The 18,263-nt window shown below is 61.8% G+C and carries 14 protein-coding genes and 1 pseudogene; 5 read left to right on the top strand and 10 right to left on the bottom strand.

Annotation, left to right across the window (positions count from 1 at the left end; translation table 11 throughout):
- Positions 1–119: 119 nt before the first annotated feature.
- Both AC0L2A_RS25915 and AC0L2A_RS25910 read right to left on the bottom strand, forming a co-directional pair.
- Entirely contained in the window at positions 120–1,790 is a 1,671-nt protein-coding gene (locus AC0L2A_RS25915) for a peptide ABC transporter substrate-binding protein (RefSeq protein WP_473611205.1), read from the bottom strand.
- A gap of 38 nt (positions 1,791–1,828) precedes the next feature.
- Positions 1,829–3,493, bottom strand: a complete 1,665-nt coding sequence (locus AC0L2A_RS25910; RefSeq protein ID WP_287223060.1) for an ABC transporter ATP-binding protein — start codon at positions 3,491–3,493, stop codon at positions 1,829–1,831.
- A 687-nt stretch (positions 3,494–4,180) separates the two neighbouring features.
- On the opposite strand from AC0L2A_RS25910, the pseudogene AC0L2A_RS25905 reads away from it, so the two are divergent.
- From AC0L2A_RS25905 to AC0L2A_RS25895, 3 genes and pseudogenes are all read left to right on the top strand, one after another.
- Positions 4,181–5,505: pseudogene (locus tag AC0L2A_RS25905) on the top strand (NAD(P)/FAD-dependent oxidoreductase).
- A gap of 101 nt (positions 5,506–5,606) precedes the next feature.
- Positions 5,607–6,680, top strand: a complete 1,074-nt coding sequence (locus tag AC0L2A_RS25900) for a tartrate dehydrogenase (RefSeq protein ID WP_473611203.1) — start codon at positions 5,607–5,609, stop codon at positions 6,678–6,680.
- Between the two features lie 10 nt (positions 6,681–6,690).
- Complete coding sequence (locus AC0L2A_RS25895) at positions 6,691–7,167, top strand: Lrp/AsnC family transcriptional regulator (protein WP_023798454.1); 477 nt, start codon at positions 6,691–6,693, stop codon at positions 7,165–7,167.
- 40 nt (positions 7,168–7,207) lie between these two features.
- On the opposite strand, the gene AC0L2A_RS25890 is transcribed toward AC0L2A_RS25895, so the two are convergent.
- Positions 7,208–8,584, bottom strand: a complete 1,377-nt coding sequence (locus AC0L2A_RS25890) for an aminotransferase class III-fold pyridoxal phosphate-dependent enzyme (protein ID WP_473611202.1) — start codon at positions 8,582–8,584, stop codon at positions 7,208–7,210.
- Between the two features lie 47 nt (positions 8,585–8,631).
- Positions 8,632–9,474: a GNAT family N-acetyltransferase gene (locus AC0L2A_RS25885; RefSeq protein WP_473611200.1), complete on the bottom strand. Its 843-nt coding sequence runs from the start codon at positions 9,472–9,474 to the stop codon at positions 8,632–8,634.
- A gap of 321 nt (positions 9,475–9,795) precedes the next feature.
- Here AC0L2A_RS25885 and AC0L2A_RS25880 point away from each other — a divergent pair, with 321 nt between their 5' ends.
- A complete protein-coding gene (locus tag AC0L2A_RS25880) occupies positions 9,796–10,485 on the top strand; it encodes a haloacid dehalogenase type II (protein ID WP_473611199.1) in 690 nt (229 codons plus the stop codon).
- 109 nt (positions 10,486–10,594) lie between these two features.
- On the opposite strand, the gene AC0L2A_RS25875 is transcribed toward AC0L2A_RS25880, so the two are convergent.
- The 5 genes from AC0L2A_RS25875 to argE all read right to left on the bottom strand — a co-directional run bounded on the left by AC0L2A_RS25875 (position 10,595) and on the right by argE (position 15,740).
- Complete coding sequence (locus AC0L2A_RS25875; RefSeq protein ID WP_473611198.1) at positions 10,595–12,073, bottom strand: NAD-dependent succinate-semialdehyde dehydrogenase; 1,479 nt, start codon at positions 12,071–12,073, stop codon at positions 10,595–10,597.
- A gap of 20 nt (positions 12,074–12,093) precedes the next feature.
- Positions 12,094–13,137, bottom strand: a complete 1,044-nt coding sequence (locus tag AC0L2A_RS25870; RefSeq protein ID WP_287223049.1) for a tartrate dehydrogenase — start codon at positions 13,135–13,137, stop codon at positions 12,094–12,096.
- Positions 13,138–13,304: 167 nt separating this feature from the next.
- On the bottom strand, positions 13,305–13,661 hold the full coding sequence (locus tag AC0L2A_RS25865) for a cupin domain-containing protein (protein ID WP_023798459.1): 357 nt from the start codon (positions 13,659–13,661) through the stop codon (positions 13,305–13,307).
- Between the two features lie 14 nt (positions 13,662–13,675).
- The gene (locus tag AC0L2A_RS25860) at positions 13,676–14,599 is read right to left on the bottom strand and encodes a 2-hydroxyacid dehydrogenase (RefSeq protein WP_473611196.1); all 924 of its coding nucleotides are present in this window, start codon (positions 14,597–14,599) and stop codon (positions 13,676–13,678) included.
- 16 nt (positions 14,600–14,615) lie between these two features.
- Positions 14,616–15,740 (bottom strand): acetylornithine deacetylase, encoded by a 1,125-nt coding sequence (gene argE, locus AC0L2A_RS25855; RefSeq protein ID WP_473611195.1) that lies wholly within the window; start codon positions 15,738–15,740, stop codon positions 14,616–14,618.
- A gap of 256 nt (positions 15,741–15,996) precedes the next feature.
- Here argE and AC0L2A_RS25850 point away from each other — a divergent pair, with 256 nt between their 5' ends.
- On the top strand, positions 15,997–16,875 hold the full coding sequence (locus AC0L2A_RS25850; RefSeq protein WP_473611194.1) for a GNAT family N-acetyltransferase: 879 nt from the start codon (positions 15,997–15,999) through the stop codon (positions 16,873–16,875).
- Positions 16,876–16,951: 76 nt separating this feature from the next.
- On the opposite strand, the gene AC0L2A_RS25845 is transcribed toward AC0L2A_RS25850, so the two are convergent.
- Positions 16,952–18,130: a MalY/PatB family protein gene (locus AC0L2A_RS25845; RefSeq protein ID WP_473611192.1), complete on the bottom strand. Its 1,179-nt coding sequence runs from the start codon at positions 18,128–18,130 to the stop codon at positions 16,952–16,954.
- Between the last annotated feature and the right edge of the window lie 133 nt (positions 18,131–18,263).

Below are 18,263 nucleotides of genomic sequence, written 5' to 3'. Positions count from 1 at the left end.
CGCTGCGTGATCCCCCCACCCCCCTCCTATACTCTCTCCGTTTAACACCCACGCCCCCACTTTCCACCCCGGGACACGTGCCGCGCCCCCGCGGGGGGGGGGCCGCGGCGTAATGGATGTCAGGCCTTCCAATGCCATCCCGCGGCATGCCAGGATGCGACGCGGGTGTTGGAATTTGCCTCGAAACCCTCCAGCCCCTGCTTGCGGCCGAACACGTTGGTGTAGGCAAACAGAGGCAGGAACGGCAGATCCTGACGAACGATTTCCTGCACGCGCAGATAGACGGCGCGGCGCTGTTCCCGATCGAAGGTGCGGGCGCCCTTTTCGAGCAGCGCATCGACCTCCGGGTTGGAGTATTGGCCGGTGTTCGAGCCCTTTCCGCCCTTGGCGACGATCGCCTTGCTGTGCAGGCGGTTGGTAACGTCGGGGTCGCCGGCGATGAGATTGGTTACACCGGAGATGGCTGACTCGAACTGCGATTTGAGCCAGAAATCGCCCCACATCACGGCGGAGGGCAGGTTCGAAATGGTCATCTCGACGCCGATCTCGGCGAATGTCTGCTGCAGGAACTGCTGCGTCTGCTCGCGCAAATGATTGCCTGACGTGGTGGAGTTGGCGAACGACAGGCGCACTCCGTCCTTCACCCGTATGCCATCGGCTCCGGGTACCCAGCCGGCCTCGTCGAGGATCTGGCCCGCCCGCTCGAGGTTGAACTCCTGTGCCGGCAGGTTCGGATTGTAGTAGTACGAATTCTGCGGCATGAACGTCTCGGTCGGCTTGTGGATGCCGTAGTAAAGTGCTTCGAGGATCGCTTTCCTGTCGATTGCCAAGTAGAGCGCCTGGCGGACCGCCGGGTCCTTGAATTGCGGCTTCTCAAGATTGAGATAGATCGACTCGACCGACGCTCCAGGCTCCAGCTTGACCGCACGATCCGATAGTGTGCTGGCTTCCGCGTAGTGGTCGGCGGTTATGTATGCCTGGTCGACGAGGTCGATGTCGCCGCTCTTGAACTGGGTGTAGAGCACCGTCATGTCGGGGATGTATTTGAAGACGAGCCGCTCCAAATAGGGGCCCTCCCCGGCATAATCCGCGTTTGCGACGAGTTCGACATGGTCGCCGGCAACGCGCTGCGCCCACTTGAATGCGCCAGTGCCGACAGGCGCCTGATTGAAGGCGGCGGCGTTGGGGTCGGCCTCTTTTTCGAGGATGTGCTTGGGAACCATGAAGGTTTCGGCGAGAAACGACAAATAGGGGGCGAAAGCCTCCTCCATCCGCCAGGTCAGCTCGGTCGGCGAGACCACCTTGATGTCGCGCACCAGCGAATGGCCGGCCGTGCGCCACGCCCGGAATTTCGGGTTGGTGATGAGCTCGAGCGTGAATTTCACGTCCTCGGCCGTGAACGGCTTGCCGTCGTGCCAGCGGACATCGTCACGCAGGCGAATGCGCCAGATGAGACCGTCCTCTGAAATGCCGCCGTTTTTCTGGTTGGGCACTTCGACTGCGAGATTGGGCTGAAGAACGCCTTTGGGATCCATGCGGAAGAGCGCATCGAAAAGCGAGAAATGCACAGCGTCGTCGACCTCGATGTGCGGCATCAACGGATTGAATACGGTGGGCTCCTGCGAGAGACCGACGACGACGCGGCCGGTTGGGCTCGCTGGCGGGTTCTGGGCGAAGGCGGGCTTGCCCAACAGATTCGGCGCAATGAGGCCCGCAGCCCCGCCTATCGCCATCAATCGCAGTGCATCGCGGCGCGAGTAGCTTGATTTGGTGTTTGAGCGTTCAGTCATTGGAATTCCCCTTGTTCTGGCGGTATCCGCCGTGGCTCTTACCCATTTGCTGCAACCGGACGGGTAGACCCCGGCTGCTCTCCAGGAATCGCCGCCACCAGCTCACGTGTGTAGGCTGATTGCGGGTCGAGGAAGATTTGCGATGGCGGACCGCGTTCGACGATCCGCCCTTTCTGCATCACCGCGATTTCGTCGCAGATCTGGCTGGCGACGCGCAAATCGTGGGTGATGAAGATCATCGAAACGCCGGTCTCCCGCTGGATCTGGTCGAGCAGCTGCAGGATCTGGGCCTGGATCGACACGTCCAGCGCCGAGACAGCTTCGTCGGCGATCAGCAGCTTCGGCTTGAACATCAGTGCCCGAGCGATGCCGATGCGCTGGCGCTGCCCACCGGAAAATTCGTGCGGAAAGCGATCAAAGGCGCCGGCATCGAGGCCGACATGGGCCAGGAGCGCTTTCGCCTCTTCACGCGCCTGGGCATAGGGCGTGCCGTGCGCGACTGGGCCAACGGTCAGGATGTGGCCGATCGTCGAGCGCGGATTGAGCGAGGCGAATGGATCCTGGAAGATCATCTGGACCCGCGGCCGCAGCGGGCGGAATTCGGCTTCGGAAAGCTTGGCGATGTCGCGGCCCTCGAACAGAATCCCGCCGCCGTCGCTGTCCAGCAGCTTGATCAAAAGCCGACCAAGCGACGATTTGCCGGAACCGCTTTCGCCGACAACGCCCAGCGTGCGCCCGGGCGCCAGATCGAACGAGACCTCGTTGACCGCGGGCACGACGCGCTGTGCGCTGAACAGGGAACTGCCGCTGCGGTAGGTCTTCATCAGGCCTTCGACCTTCAGGATCGGCGCTTTGTCGGCCGTCTCCAGAGGAACGCGGTCCTCACCGGTCAGATGTGGGACGGCTGCGATAAGGCGCCTTGTGTAGGGATGGCCAGGCGACTTCAGGACCTGCTGAGCGCTACCCTGCTCGACGATGTGGCCCTTCTCCATCACCACGACGCTGTCTGCGATCTCGGCCACCACGCCGAAGTCGTGAGTGATGAACATGACGCTCATTCCCTTCCGGCGCTGAATGTCGCGGATCAGCTCCAGAATCTGCGCCTGTGTGGTCACGTCGAGCGCGGTCGTCGGTTCATCCGCGATCAGGATCGTGGGTTCAAGCGCCAGCGCCATGGCGATCATCACCCGCTGCCGCTGCCCGCCGGAGAGGCGGAACGGATACTGGTGGTACATGAGTTCCGGGTCCGGCAGCCCCACTTCGGTCAGCAGCCCGACAGCGCGGCCGCGACGGGATTTCGGAGTGCCGACGCCGTGCGCCGCCATGACCTCGTCGATCTGTGCACCCACCGTCATCAAGGGATTGAGCGCCGACAGCGGGTCCTGGAAGATCATCGACACCACTCGGCCGCGCAGGCTGCGCAGCTTGTCCTGCGGCATGCCTACGATGTTCATTCCATCGAGGTGGATGGCGCCCGAGGAGACGCGGATCACGTTGGGCAGCAACCCCATGATGGCGTTCGCGGTGACCGACTTGCCGGATCCGGATTCGCCAATGACGCACAGGATCTGGCCGCGTTTCAGATCAAAGGAGATGTTCTCGACGGCATAAGTCCGTTCCATGCCCTTCGGCAAATTCACCGTGAGGTCGCGCACCGAAAGCGCCACATCGGCGGGGGCTACAGGCTGGATCGTTGCGACCATTGCGATCATCTCCCGTTTGAACCGAGCGGGTCCACGCTGTTGCGGACCACATCATCGCGCTTTGAGCAGAAGCGCCTCACCATAGCGTCCGTCGTCTGGTCATCTCGGCGCTTCAAGCGCTGAGGCTGCGAGAGACGGATTCTGCTCATCCTGGCGGCTCCCTTGATGAAATTCGGTCCGTGGACCGGACACTGTTCCCTTTTCTTGGAGAACTCTCCTAAGGCGTAAGCCCTGCCTATCGGAAGTCCTCTGGAGCTACCCGTTATAAGGAAGGGTTGCTCCGTTCTTTCAGCCAGTTTGACTGTTCTGTATCCGCATAGTCGTCGAAATTTGGCCCTCGGGCGGCAGGAACTTCTGAAAAGAACGTCAGGTTCGGCATTTCACTCTGCCACCGTTCCGGCGCAGAAAACCGGGATCAGACAACCAGGTCCTTCGTCCGCTAATTTGTGCGCGACAGGCCTTGCGTCGCTGCGCGCCGCGTCCCGAAAAGCCCATGCCGCAGATCACGCGACTGGATGAAGTGTACTCCTGCTTGCCCCTGCGAGGTCGGGGCCAGCGAGCGCTTTTCGGCAACAATTGCCTGTTCCAAGGGCTGCAAACCGCAGGAAATTCCGTCCAGGCATGAACTCCGCAGCCTGCCTCTGCGGGCCGCAGGCTAGGATGTTTCAGATTTACCGGAGTCCATCCATGCCCGCGCCGCTCATTCACATCGAGTCCAGCCCATCCCTGCCTCGCGAGGCGGACGTCGTCGTCATCGGCGGCGGCGTGGTCGGCGTATTCACGGCCTATTATCTGGCGCGACGGGGCGTCAGCGTTGCCCTGCTGGAGAAGGGGCGCATTGCCGCCGAACAGTCCAGCCGCAACTGGGGCTGGTGCCGTCAGCAGAACCGTGACGCACGCGAGTTGCCGATGGCAACCAGGAGCCTCGATCTCTGGGAAAAAGTGGCGCAGGAGACTGGCGAGGACACCGGCTTTCGCCGCTGCGGCCTGCTCTATCTTTCGCAGGACGAAAACGAGTTGGCAGGCTGGGCAAAGTGGCGCGATTTCGCAAGGACGGTTGGCGTCACGACGCATGTGCTGAGCGCGGAAGAAGCCACCGAACGGGGCAAGGCGACCGGCCGCAAATGGAAAGGCGGCGTGTTCTCGCCAACTGACGGAACGGCGGATCCTTCAAAGGCGGTGCCGGTTGCCGCGCGCGGCATCATGGCGGCCGGCGGCACGGTACATCAGAATTGCGCGGCGCGCGGGCTGGAGCTGAGCGCCGGCCGGGTCAGCGGCGTCGTTACAGAAGCCGGGACCATCCGGACGACCACCGTGGTCATGGCCGGAGGCGCGTGGGCTTCCTCCTTCTGCAACCAGCTTGGTATCCGTTTCCGCAAGTTGCCGTGCGTCAATCCATTCTATCCGTAGCGCCGGGCGCAAATGGCCTGCCGGATGCCCTGCATACCGCGCGCGTCTCGCTGACGCGGCGCAGCAACGGTGGATACGCGCTGGCGATCAGCGGGCGGGCGCGAGTCGATCCAACGCCGCAGCAGTTCAGGTTCAGCCGCGAGTTCGTGCCCATGTTCGCCCGTCGCTGGCGCAGTCTGGCCCCGGGAGCGTTCGAGGGCTGGCGTCAAGGTCATGAAAGCCTGGGGAAATGGGTACTTGACGACGTGACGCCAATGGAACGGAATCGGATTCTCGACCCCAAACCTGACATGAGGCAGATTCGCCTGACCTATCAAAGAGCCTGCGAATTGCTGCCCGAGTTCCAGCGCGTCGCGATTTCTCATGCTTGGGCGGGCTATGTCGACAGCACGCCCGATGGCGTCCCGGCAATTGGTGAAGTGGAGGGGATTCCGGGCTTTCTTCTCGCCGCGGGATTTAGCGGCCACGGCTTCGGGATCGGCCCCGGCGCTGGGCATATGATCGCCGATATCATCACCGGCAGCGAGCCGATCGTCGATCCGCGTCCCTATCGGCCGGAGCGTCTGAAGACAGCTGCGTGGGGCAAGGTCGCTGAATTCTGAGAAGACCGTTTGCCAAGCTACATCAGGTCGCACACGAGATCGAGGCTGCCAGGCGGCCAGCACTGAAAACAGGGCCAGCACTGAAAACAGGGAACGTGACGATGCGCGAATATGAGATTGCCGCCATTCCTGCCGACGGCATCGGCCCAGAGGTTATTGCTGCCGGTCTCCAGGCGCTTGAGGCGCTGCAGCGGCGCTGCGGCGACTTCAAGCTGCGCATCCAGCACTTCGACTGGGGCTCAGACTACTACAAGGCGCATGGTCGGATGATGCCCGAAAATGGGGTGGCACAACTGAAGCGCTTCGACGCCATCTTCTTCGGCGCGGTAGGCGCTCCCGATGTGCCCGACGATATCACCCTCTGGGGCCTCCGGCTGCCGATTTGCCAGGGCTTTGATCAATACGCGAACGTGCGGCCGACCAGGATATTGCCCGGCATTGTTTCGCCGCTGGCGGGCGTTGGCCCTGGCGATCTGGATTGGGTGATCGTGCGGGAGAATTCCGAGGGCGAGTATTCGGGCCACGGCGGCCGAGCCCATCGCGGCCTCCCCGAGGAGGTCGGAACCGAGGTCGCGATCTTCACGCGCGTCGGCGTCACTCGCATCATGCGCTATGCATTCCGGCTGGCGCAGTCACGGCCGCGAAAGCTCCTGACAGTTGTCACAAAGTCCAACGCGCAGCGTCACGGCATGGTAATGTGGGACGAAATCGCAGCCGAGGTGGCGCCGGAATTCCCGGACGTCGCCTGGGACAAGATGCTGGTCGATGCTATGACAGTGCGTATGACGTTGAAACCTCGGAGCCTTGATACGATCGTCGCCACCAATCTTCACGCCGACATATTGTCGGACCTTGCGGGCGCGCTCGCGGGCAGTCTCGGCGTTGCACCGACCGCCAACATTGATCCCGAGCGGCGCTATCCCTCGATGTTCGAGCCAATTCACGGCTCGGCATTCGACATCGCCGGCAAGGGTATTGCCAACCCGGTCGCCACCTTCTGGACCGCTGCCCAGATGCTCGAACATCTGGGCGAGAGCGCAGCGGCCGCCCGGTTGATGAACGCTGTGGAATCGGTGACGAGTGAGGGCGTGCTGACGCCGGACGTCGGAGGGACAGCGACCACGCAGGCGGTGACGGACGCCGTCTGCCGGACGATCCGCGGTTCCAACGTTTGACAGGTTTCCAATGAAGCTCGACAAGATCGACATCAAGATCTTATCCCAACTGCAGAAGAACGGGCGGGTCACGAACGTCGAGCTCGCCGACCTGGTGAACCTTTCACCGAGCCCTTGCCTGATGCGGGTGAAGAAGCTTCAGACGGAAGGCTTCATCACCGGCTATTCCGCCCAGATCGATGTGTCCAAGCTCGGGCAGACTCTGACGATCTTCACCGAAGTCACGCTCAAGCACCACCAGCAGAACGACTTCGCGAGATTTCTCACCGCAATCCAGAAGGTCGATTCTGTTATCGAATGCCACCTGGTTTCAGGCGGTTACGACTATCTTGTGAAGTTTGTCACAGCGGGCATCAGCGAGTACCAGACGATCATGGAGCGCATGATCGAACTGGATATCGGAATCGACAAATATTTCAGCTTCGTCGTGCTGAAGTCACCGATCGTCAAATCCCATTTGCCTCTCGACGCGATATTCGACAGATGAGAAAGAGGCTGCCGCGCGCATGCAGCGGCAGCCTGGACGATCATCCCTTCATCGCCGACCGCACGTCCTGGTCCTCGAGGGTTTGATCCAGGGTCATGCGGGTGCGTTCGAGGATTCCATCAATATCGTCATCGGTGCAGCAGAGCGGCGGCGCAAAGCCGAGAATGCCGCTGCTGAAGGCGCGGATGACAAGGCCGTTCGCCCACGCGCGCTCGAAGATGCGGCGCCCCGGATCGGCCGCCGCCGGCAGCGGCGTCTTGCGCTCCTTGTCGGTGACCAACTCGATTGCTGCCAGCATGCCGCGGCCGCGAATGTCGCCAACCAGCGGGTGGTCGGCGAGCGAGCGAAGGCCTGCCATCAGGCGCTTGCCGGCCTTGCGCCCGTTCTCGAGCAAGCTGTCTTCGTAGAGACGCAGGCATTCGAGCCCGACCGCCGCGCTCACGGGATGGGCCGAATAAGTATAGCCATGGCCGACAGGCGCTTTGCCGGCTCCGTCTGCGATCGTATTGTAAACATGGTCCGAGATGAAAACGGCGCCCATCGGCACGTAGCCCGAGGTCAGTCCCTTCGCCGTGGTCATGAGATCCGGCACGACCTCGTCTTCCTCACAGGCGAAGAGAGGGCCGGTACGGCCAAAGGCCGTGATGACTTCGTCGACAACGAACAGGATGTCATGTTCCTTGCACACGGCGTGCAGAGCCTTCAGCCAACCTGTCGGTGGAACGAGGACACCGCCCGAACCCTGGATGGGTTCGGCGTAGAAGGCCGCAACGCGGCCCGCGCCGAGTTCCGCGATTTTGGCGCGCAGGGCCGCGACCGATGCATCGATGATCGCCTGCGGGTCGGAACCGACCGGATTCCGATAGGCGTAGTGTGAAGGAATTTTGTGCTGCCAGTCGTATGGAACACCGAAACCCGCATGGAAAGCCGGGATCGCGGTCAGACCTGACCCTGCCGTCGAGGAGCCATGGTAGCCATGCTCGACCGAGATGAACTGGTCCTTTTGCGGCGTGCCCTTGGCATGGTAGTAATAGCGAATGAAGCGGATCGTGCTGTCGATTGCGTCGGAGCCGCCAAGCGTGAAATAGACATGGTTCAAATCGCCGGGAGCCAGTTCGGCAAGCCTGGCAGCAAGGCGAATGGCAGGCTCGGATCCCAGCCCGAAATATCCCGTCGCATAAGGAAGCTCTCTCAGCTGCTTGGCGGCTGCTTCAACGACACTTTCCTGGCCGTAGCCGATGTTCACACACCATAGACCGGCGAATCCGTCGAGCAGGGTTTCCCCGCTTGCATCGGTCACCGTTGCGCCCTTGGCGGATTTGAGCACCCGCACGCCCGTCTCCTCGTGGCTCCGATAGCATGAAAACGGGTGAACCAGATGTGCGCGATCGAGTTCGATCAGTGAATTTGCCAGCATTTCTTCCTCCGATTCAACCGAGTGCCTGATTTAACCGAGTGCCTGACTTAACCGAGTGCCTGACTGACCAACGCATATGTGCGGTGATGCGCGGGCTTGCCTTCTTTGTGCGTCGCCATGGGGCGTCGCATCGTGATCCCACCGCCGACATGCGCGAGCCCGCGTCCGGTGAGCCACTCAGCAAGATCCGTTGAGACGTCGGTATCGACACGGACAAACTTGCCCTGATGATGGGCGAGCAGAAAGTCGATCAGGGCCTTGGCCTCGGTGCCGTTCCTCGCCACCACCGGGCCGATGACCAGCCCCCGGCCGAATGGCCGGATGGCGGAAAAGGCCTGGGTATTGCCTTCATCGCGAATGACAGCGAACTTCGCGCGCTCGAAAAGCCGCCCCATCAGCGCCGAACGGTCATGGCCAAATGCCTCGCGATCCAGCACCTCGATACGAGCAAGATCGCCGCTCTCTGCCCAGGATACACGGGCCGGCGCCGAAACTGCCAACGCCTCGCCCTGATGCTGCACGATCTCGCCAGTCGTGACGAAGCCCAGCTTCTCATAGAGCGGCAGGCCTTCTTGTGTCGCCGTCAGGCAACAGGTGCGCTCACCCGTCTTGGCAAGCGCCTCTTCCATCATCTTTCGGCCGAGTCCGCGACCGCGCATGGCCGCATCGACGATCACCATGTTGATGGCGGCGGCATCGTCGCCGTAGGGGGTCATCATGATCGTCGCCACCACGCGTTGTTCTTCCAGGGCGACGATCCCCCGGCTGACCGACTGGGCCAGTTCCCAATCCTCGCGGCGATGCGGCCAATTGACTTGGCGAGACAACTCGACAGCACCTTCCAGGTGCCCCGGTGTCATCTCTTCAAGAGTGATCTGTCGTGTGGTCATGATGAATTTCCAGCCTTCGTCTTCAGTGCTGACGGTAGACCACCAAAGACAGCACTTCCTTCCAACCAGCAGCCAAGCGCGACCCGTTTTCACTATCCTTCGCCGCTCGTGCCGCATCTTCTGCCGAAGCAAGCCCGACAGACCGCGCCGCTGCCAAAGCTCGAAAGGACACCTGGCGCAACTCTCTGCCAAACCGGCGATGCAATACGAAACGATCTGCTTCAGGTCGCGGCGAATGCGGCCGTTAGTCTTCCAGATCTCCGACTATGGTGATTGTGGTACAGGCACGCTGTGCCGAGAAAAACCAGGAGGATTGTCGCCATGTCGACGTTCAGACCGAAATACATCACCTTCGACTGCTACGGCACGCTCACCAATTTCGATATGGCCGGCGCGGCGCGGCGCGTCTACGGCGAGCGCCTCTCCCCGGAGGCAATGGCCAGCTTCGTGGAGGCTTTTAGAGGCTATCGCCTTGACGAGGTGCTGGGGCCATGGAAACCCTTCCTCGAGGTGGTGCAGAATTCCATCGAACGCAGCTGCAAGCGCATCGGTATCCAGTTCAAACCCGAAGACGCCCAACGCATCTATGAAGAAGTGCCGACCTGGGGTCCGCACCCCGACGTCCCGGCTGGCCTGTCCAGAGTGGCCAAGGAAATCCCACTGGTGATCCTGTCCAACTCCATGAACAGCCTGATCATGTCGAATGTGGAAAAGCTCGGAGCGCCCTTTCACACCGCCATCACCGCCGAAGAGGTTGGCGCCTATAAGCCGCTGATGAAGGGCTTTGAATACATGCTCGACAAGCTCGGCTGCGGCCCGGAGGACATCACTCATGTCTCCTCCTCGTTCCGCTACGATCTGATGACCGCCTACGATCTCGGCATCAAGAGCAAGGTCTGGGTGAACCGCGGCCACGAGCCCGCAAACCCCTTCTACGAATATACCGAGATCAAGGATATCGGCGGGCTGGCCGCCGCCGTCGGCCTGGATCCCGTTCGGGAAGTTGCTTGAGGCCGGCGGGCCTCCGGCCATCGCGGCATCCGAAGTATCGAAAAGAGAAAGGGGCGGTTTCGACCGCCCCTTTCTGATTCTGGTGCCGCTGTTGCGACTCCGGCAAAGCCTACTGGTTCAGCCCGCCAACATGAAGCGTCTTGACCTCGAGATATTCGTCGATGCCGAGCTGCGATCCTTCCCGCCCCACGCCTGACTGTTTGACACCGCCGAAAGGCGCAACCTCGGTCGAGATCAGGCCGGTATTGAGCCCGACCATGCCGAACTCCAGCGCCTCGGCGACACGCCATGACCGTTTGAGGTCGTCGGTGTAGAAGTAGGCGGCAAGGCCGAACGGCGTAGCGTTCGCGATGGTGATGGCCTCTTCCTCCGTCTCGAAGCGAAAAAGCGGCGCCACCGGTCCGAAGGTCTCTTCCGATGCCAGCAGCATCTCGGTGGTAGCCCCTCCCAGGACGACCGGCCGTGCATATTGCCTGCCGTAGGGCACTGCCTCGCTTTGGGCGAGGATCTGCGCGCCTTTCTTCTTCGCATCCGCGATGTGACGCTCGATCTTGTCGATCGCGGCCGTGTTGATCATCGGGCCGATCTCAGTGCCCTCGTCGGTCCCCGCGCCAACCTTCATCCGCGTGACGCGCTGGCTCAGCTTTTCGGCGAAAGCGTCGTAAACGCCTTCCTGCACGAGAATCCGGTTCGCGCAAACGCAGGTCTGACCGCCATTGCGGAACTTGGATACGATCACCCCTTCAACTGCGTTATCAAGATCGGCGTCGTCAAAGACGATAAAGGGCGCGTTGCCGCCAAGCTCCAGGCTCAGCCGCTTGATGCTGTCGGCCGCGCCACGCATGAGCAGCGCACCGACGCGGGTCGAACCGGTGAACGAGATCTTGCGCACCGTTTCGTTGGCCATCAGTTCTTTGCCGATCTCGCCCGGCATGCCGGTCACGATGTTGATAACGCCTGCCGGGATGCCCGCCCGCTCCGCCAGGACACCGAGCGCCAGCGCCGAGAATGGCGTAAATTCCGACGGCTTGATGACAACCGTGCAGCCGGCGGCCAGCGCCGGTGCTACTTTGCGCGTGATCATCGCGTTGGGGAAATTCCACGGGGTGATGATGGCACAGACGCCAACTGCTTCCCTAAGAACCAGAATGCGGCGATCGGCGGTGGGTGACGGAATGGTCGAGCCACCGATCCGGCGCGCCTCTTCCGCAAACCATTTCACGAAAGATGCGCCGTAGCGGATTTCCGCCGACGCCTCGGCAAGCGGCTTACCTTGTTCGAGCGTCAGCAGAAGCGCCAAGTCCTGTTCGTGCTGGCGAATGAGGTCGTGCCATCGCTCCAGCAATCTCGCACGCTCGGCATGAGTCGTCTTCTTCCAGCTTTTGAATGCCTCGGCCGCAGCAGCGATAGCGGCCCGGGTGTCGTCGCCACCCATGTCGGGAACGCTGCCGAGAACATTCATGGTGGCAGGGTTAGTGACCTCGACGGCGGCCTTTGTATCCGCTTCCCGCCACACACCGCCAATCAACGCCTGCTGGCGGAACAGGTCCGCATCGTCAAACGCGCCAATCTTCGTTATCGCATTCATGGTCTTTTTCCTCTGCCCTTTCAGCTCAATGCCGCAAGCACGGCTTGCGTGATCGTTTCAGTCCGGTCCTTGCCTGCGATCGTGCCTATGCCCTGCCCGGTTACGGACTCGATTGCCGACATCACTTCTGCCGCAGCATGCCCCTCGCCCAGATGCTCGAGCATCATCGCACCCGACCAGATCGCGGCGATCGGATTGGCGACACCGAGATGCGCGATGTCGGGCGCCGAACCGTGGACCGGTTCGAACATGGAAGGCGCACTGCGATCGGGATTGATATTGGCGGAGGCGGCGTAACCCAGCCCGCCCTGAATGGCCGCTCCAATATCGGTGAGGATGTCGCCAAACAGGTTCGAGGCGACGATCACGTCGAGGCTTTCCGGCGCCAGCACCATGCGGGCGGCAATGGCGTCGATGTGGTAGTGCGAGACCTCGACATCGGCATAGTCCTTCGCCACCTCACGCGTGACCTCATCCCAGAAAACCATGGAATGCTTTTGGGCGTTGGATTTGGTCACGGATGCGAGCTTCTTGCCGCGCGCCCGCGCCTGTTCGAAACCGAAACGCATGATCCGTTCGACACCGGCACGCGTGAAGATTGACGTCTCAATCGCGACCTCATTGGCCGTGCCGGAATGCACGCGCCCGCCGGCGCCGGAATATTCGCCTTCCGTATTCTCGCGAATGCACAGGATGTCGAAACCATCGGAGCGGAGGGGCCCCTGAACGCCCGGCAACAGCCTGTGCGGCCGTATGTTGGCGTACTGCGTGAACCCTTTCCGGATCGGCAGCAGCAGTCCATGAAGCGATACTGAGTCGGGTACTTCCGCGGGCCAGCCGACAGCGCCGAGATAGATCGCATCGAATTTTCGGAGTGTCTCGATGCCGTCTGGCGGCATCATTGCGCCGGTTTCCAGGTAGTAGGCGCACGACCATGGGAAGCGTGTGCCATCAAGGGCGAACCCCCCCCGTTTGGCCGCGGCCTGCATCACCTGCCATGCCGCCCCGGTCACGTCCTTGCCGATGCCGTCGCCGGGGATGAGCGCTATGTCATAGGTCTTCATCGATCGAGGTCCTCATTCGCACTAGCGGAACCATAGCGGACCGCGCGCCGCATTTTTCGTCGAGAATGAGCGGCCCGACAGCGTCGAATCGCGTCGGGCCGAACTTGGATAGTCGATTGTTCTGGAACCGCCGCGCGCTCTACTCGGCCGTAGCTTGAGCACTGAACTCAGTCGTAAACGCAGACGTAGATCTTGCGCACGGTCTCGATCGTGCGCCAGACACCCACGAAACCGGGCTTCATCACGAAACTGTCGCCGGCGCGGTAAGTCTTGGTCTCGCCGCCCTTCTCCTCGATTTCGATGAGGCCCGAAAGGATATGGCAGAACTCGTAGGTGGTGCCCTTGATCGAATGCGTCTCGCCGGGGGTCGCTTCCCAGACGCCGGTCAGAACCTTCTCACCTTTCGAGGCATCCTGCGCCCAGCTCTTGAAGGATGGAGTGCCGGAAATAAGCCGCTCCGGCAGCGGCAATGCCTCCTTGGGCGTGAAGGCGGGATTTGTGTCAATCGTGGTCAGCAGTGACATGTGAGGTTTCCTGGTTAATAGCCGAGTGTCCGATCGACGAGGCCGATCAGTTCTTCGCCGGCGCGGTGGCGCCGGACGTTGTCCACGGCGGCTTGCGCCGCCGTATGCGGTTGTGTCACCGAAGCAATGTGCGGCGTCATCATCACCTTCGGATGCGACCACAGCGGATGGTTTTCCGGGAGCGGTTCCGGATCAGTGACATCAAGCATCGCCGCGGATACGTGGCCTCTGTCGAGCGCGTCGATCAGCGCGGCCTGGTCGAGTTGCGGACCCCTGCCGACATGCAAAAGCCGCGCCCCGGCTGGTAGCAAGGAGAAGAGTTTTGCATCGAGAATGCCGCTGGTTTCCGGCGTCAGCGGCAGCAGGCAGACGAGAATGTCCGTCTGCTTCAGAAAGCGGGGCAACTGATCGGCGCCGTGAAAACAGGTGACACCCTCAATCCGCTTTTCGCTGCGGCTCCACCCGGCAAGCGGAAACTGGAATGGCTTCAGGCGTTCGATTGCCGCCTGCGCCAGCATGCCAAGACCAAGAAAGCCGACCCGGCGCTCAGCCGCCTGTCGAGCGGCAATCGGTTGCCAGAGGCACGTCTTCTGCTGCTCGAGATAGGCGGGCATCTCCCGGTGGAGCGCCAACACGCCAAGCGCGACGTATTCCTGCATCATGCGGATGATGCCGTCCTCGACCATGCGCACAAGCTTCACATGGCTTGGCACAACGTCTTGCTTGAATTGGTCGACGCCGGCTCCGATCGAAAACAGCACTTCCAGATTGCGATAGCGGGAGATGTCGTCCGGCACCGTCCAGGTGATGAGATAGCGCACCTTGTCCGGCTCCAACTCATCGCCGGAATGGAAGAATTCCAGATCCGGGAGTTCGCGCGCAAAAATCTCGCGGAACACCGCAGCACGCGCCGCATCGGAGTTGAAAAGAAATGCCATGGAATCCGCCCTTCCCTCAGGCCGCGAGACGCGCGCCGAGATCGTCGATCATGCTCTGGCAGGCAGCAAGTTCACCGATCTCGATGTATTCATTGGGACGATGCGCGCGGGAAATTTCGCCAGGGCCGCAAATGATCGCATCGATACCGGCCTGCTGATAAAGCCCGGCCTCGGTGCCGTAACTGACCGCCGTGAGCGGCTCCTGCCCGGTCAGCTCGGTCAGAACGGCCGCCAGCTTGCTCCCATCCGCCGGCGCAAGGGCGGGGTAGGAACTCAACTCGTGCCAGGCCACCTCGAAGCCGCCGTCGCGTAGATCAAAAAGCCGGGCTTTGACCGGCTCAAGCAGGGATGCTGGGGAAACGCCCGGCACGGCACGCACCTCGATATCGGCTGTGCAGTGGCCAGCGATGATGTTGACCGCCTGTCCACCGGCGATGACACCCACCTGCAAGGAAGAGTATGGGGGCTCGAAATTTTGATCGAGCGGGCCGCCCGTGAGCGATTGGCCGTAGGCCACGGCGTGCGAGATGACGCCGGCCATGGCGTGCACGGCATTGAGTCCGAGATCGGGGCGTGACGAATGGCCGGATCGCCCGATCACCTCGAGCCGCGCCGCGGCCTTCCCCTTGTGCGCGCGCACAGGCTGCATCCGGCTCGGCTCGCCGACAATCGCGCCAAGCGGCCTCTCGCATAGGCTCGGCAACGCAGCCAGGAGATGCGGCACACCACGGCACCCCGCCTCTTCGTCATAGGAGAATGCGAAATGAACTGGCTGCCGCAGGTTCATTGCCGCAAGTCCTGGCAGCGCGGCCAATGCGCAGGCGAGAAAGCCCTTCATGTCGGTGGTGCCGCGGCCGTAAAGCCTGCCGCCCTCGCGATGCAGGACGAACGGATCGGAGCTCCATTCCGGCTCGCCGGCCGGCACGACATCCATATGTCCGGAGATGATGTAGCCCCGACCGCCACGCGGCCCGACCGTGACGAACAGGTTGGACCGGTCGCCCTCGGGACCGGGCAGAACTGTCACCTCGGCTCCGGCTGCCTGACAGTAGTCGCGGATCCAATCGACGATCTCACCGTTTGGCGTGCCCACAACGGAGGGAAATGCAATCAGGGTCGCGAGGATTTCTTCCACGTTCATGGCGGTCCGCTCTGCTTGCACTGTTACCGGGTGCGACCAGCCTATCCCTGCGCAGCAGTGTTCCCTGCCGAATCGCGTCGTGCTTTGGCTGAAGATTGCGAAAAAACGCCTCGAACCAGCGAAACCTGCTGGCGTTCCCCTGTAATGCTGCTGCAAATGAGGCCTGTCGCAAACATGGCTATCGGCGCCAGGATTTGGCACCGCGTGCCCTGGGCATTCGTTGAAAGACATTCGTTGAAGGAGCGGATCGACTGAGATGCAGAGATCAGTACGCCTGAAATCCTTTGAACTGGTCGCGCGAGACATCAATGATGTCGATGTTGATCTGCTGCATGCACTATCGATTTCGGTCCGCTGGCCGCATCGCCCAAAAGACTGGGATCTGTTGCGCCGCGCCGGCCACGGCATCGTCGCCGTTGACGGAATTGGGCGCGTCTTCGGAAGCGCGATGTGGTTTCCCCAAGGCGACGATTTTGCCACCATCGGCCTGGTGATCACGACGCCTCGCGCACAGGCGCAGGGAGGCGGCCGATGGCTCATGGACCAGGTCCTCGAGCAGTGCGGGGATCGCAATCTGGCCCTGAATGCCACCCATGCCGCCTATCCTCTGTATGTGTCGCTCGGCTTCACGAACGAGGCGATCGTCTACATGCGCCAGGGCGAGATCCCACAAAAACTCCCGCCAATGCCAACTCCGGATGGTGAATTAAGTGATCTGCCCAGCGGCGGACTTCGCGAGATCACCGAACTGGACGCGCGCGCATTCGGGACCAACCGTGCAAGGCTGCTTGCGTTGCTCTCGGAGGATGCCCCGATCGCCACTTTGAGTCGCGGCGGCGAGGTCGTTGGCTATTCCATGTGTCGCGAGTTCGGGCGCGGCCATGTGATTGGTCCCACAATAGCCCGAAACGACCAGGACGCGGTCCACCTCACAGCCGTCCATCTGAAGAAGCTGGCAGGTCGGTTCGCCCGCGTCGATACGCGCGAGAAGGATGGCGTGTTTGCCGAGTTTCTGCAGCAGAGCGGCCTCGGCATTGCCGAGACCGTGACGACGATGTCCAAAGGCCGCCGCTTTCTGAACCGCGAAAGCAACGCGCCCTGGGTCTATGGATTGGCCAGCCACGCCTGGAGCTGAATGCCAGCACGCTACCGCCGATGCCGCAGGGCGGCTATCGCCGATGCCGCAGGGCCGCTCCGGTCCGTCAACGCTCTCACAACGACTCCAGCGCCCTGGACATGCGTTCGAGCCCCCTCCGCAACAGCGGACGAGGGCAACCGACATTGAGGCGAATGAAGCCTTCACCGCCGGGTCCATAGACGCGCCCGTCGTACAAATTGACCCCGGCTCGGTCGACGAAAAACCGTTGAACGCCTCCGACCCTCCGATCGAGCCCGCGCGCATCCAGCCACACCAGGAAGGAAGCGTCTGGCCGCATCGGTGTGATGCCCGGCAGGCGATCCTCGGCGAAATTGAGGACGAAATCGACATTACCGCCGATGTAGCGCGTCAGCTGATCCAGCCACGGCGCGCCGGTGCTGTAGGCGACCTCTAGCGCCAGCCGTCCAAAGAAGTTGGCATTGACCATGAACGATGCCTGCATGGTGGCCAGAAGCGCCTCGCGCCGCTGCTTGTTGGCCACCGACACGGTTGCGGAGGGCACGCCGGCCAGATTGAAGGTCTTCGTTGGAGCTGTGCAGATGAATGACTTTTCCGCGGCATCCTCGCAGAGCGACGAGAAGACGATGTGCGGGCGATCCGACAATCTGATATCGCAATGGATATCATCGGATATGACAAGGATGCCGTAGCGCTCGCAGACATCGTTCAGCGCCGTCAATTCCCTCCGCGTCCACACCTTTCCAGCTGGATTGTGCGGATTACACAACAGGAAGGCCTTGGCGCCGGCTGCCAGTTTCGCGAAGTTCTCCAGGTCGAGTTCATATCGGTTATCCTGCAACCTTAGCCTGTTGACCAGCAGCTTCCTGCCGTTCCCCTGAATCACTTCGAAATAGGGCGAGTAAATGGGAGACTGCACAATCACCCCGTCCCCGGGCTTCGTGAAGGTCCGAAGCATCGCGGCTACCGACGGCATGATCGCAGGCGCCGGCAGCAGCGATTCCAGTGCCGGCGACCAGCCGTGCCGACGCGCGAACCATGATTGCACAATCTCGTAGTGACGGGGGTCGCGGCGGGTATAGCCATAGATTCCGTGGTCCGCCGCTTCCCGCAGCCGCGCGATGACGGTTTCAGGCGCGCGAAAATCCATGTCCGCGGTCCACAGCGAAAGCAGATCTTCGCCCTCGACCCGAGGCGAGAATTCGTCCCACTGATTGGCCCATTTGACTGACCCAAACTGGTGGCGATCATAGATCCTGTCGAAGTCGATCATTCCAACATTTCTTTCCGCAACCGTCGGTTGCGATGCATCTGCACAAGCCATTGCCTGGTTTCCGGTGTGGTTTTCGGCCATTAGAGGATTTGCGCCGCGTGCCTCGCTGCTGAAACTGCCTGTCGCACATCCG

The organism is Mesorhizobium sp. WSM4844, assembly GCF_055811775.1.
This window is presented reverse-complemented; position numbering and strand designations above follow the sequence as displayed.

Excerpts from the sequence above, each read along its gene's own strand:
- AC0L2A_RS25915 (WP_473611205.1), bottom strand. The coding sequence starts at position 1,790 with ATGACTGAACGCTCAAACACCAAATCAAGCTACTCGCGCCGCGATGCA.
- AC0L2A_RS25910 (WP_287223060.1), bottom strand. The coding sequence starts at position 3,493 with ATGGTCGCAACGATCCAGCCTGTAGCCCCCGCCGATGTGGCGCTTTCG.
- AC0L2A_RS25900 (WP_473611203.1), top strand. The coding sequence starts at position 5,607 with ATGCGCGAATATGAGATTGCCGCCATTCCTGCCGACGGCATCGGCCCA.
- AC0L2A_RS25895 (WP_023798454.1), top strand. The coding sequence starts at position 6,691 with ATGAAGCTCGACAAGATCGACATCAAGATCTTATCCCAACTGCAGAAG.
- AC0L2A_RS25890 (WP_473611202.1), bottom strand. The coding sequence starts at position 8,584 with ATGCTGGCAAATTCACTGATCGAACTCGATCGCGCACATCTGGTTCAC.
- AC0L2A_RS25885 (WP_473611200.1), bottom strand. The coding sequence starts at position 9,474 with ATGACCACACGACAGATCACTCTTGAAGAGATGACACCGGGGCACCTG.
- AC0L2A_RS25880 (WP_473611199.1), top strand. The coding sequence starts at position 9,796 with ATGTCGACGTTCAGACCGAAATACATCACCTTCGACTGCTACGGCACG.
- AC0L2A_RS25875 (WP_473611198.1), bottom strand. The coding sequence starts at position 12,073 with ATGAATGCGATAACGAAGATTGGCGCGTTTGACGATGCGGACCTGTTC.
- AC0L2A_RS25870 (WP_287223049.1), bottom strand. The coding sequence starts at position 13,137 with ATGAAGACCTATGACATAGCGCTCATCCCCGGCGACGGCATCGGCAAG.
- AC0L2A_RS25865 (WP_023798459.1), bottom strand. The coding sequence starts at position 13,661 with ATGTCACTGCTGACCACGATTGACACAAATCCCGCCTTCACGCCCAAG.
- AC0L2A_RS25860 (WP_473611196.1), bottom strand. The coding sequence starts at position 14,599 with ATGGCATTTCTTTTCAACTCCGATGCGGCGCGTGCTGCGGTGTTCCGC.
- argE (WP_473611195.1), bottom strand. The coding sequence starts at position 15,740 with ATGAACGTGGAAGAAATCCTCGCGACCCTGATTGCATTTCCCTCCGTT.
- AC0L2A_RS25850 (WP_473611194.1), top strand. The coding sequence starts at position 15,997 with ATGCAGAGATCAGTACGCCTGAAATCCTTTGAACTGGTCGCGCGAGAC.
- AC0L2A_RS25845 (WP_473611192.1), bottom strand. The coding sequence starts at position 18,130 with ATGATCGACTTCGACAGGATCTATGATCGCCACCAGTTTGGGTCAGTC.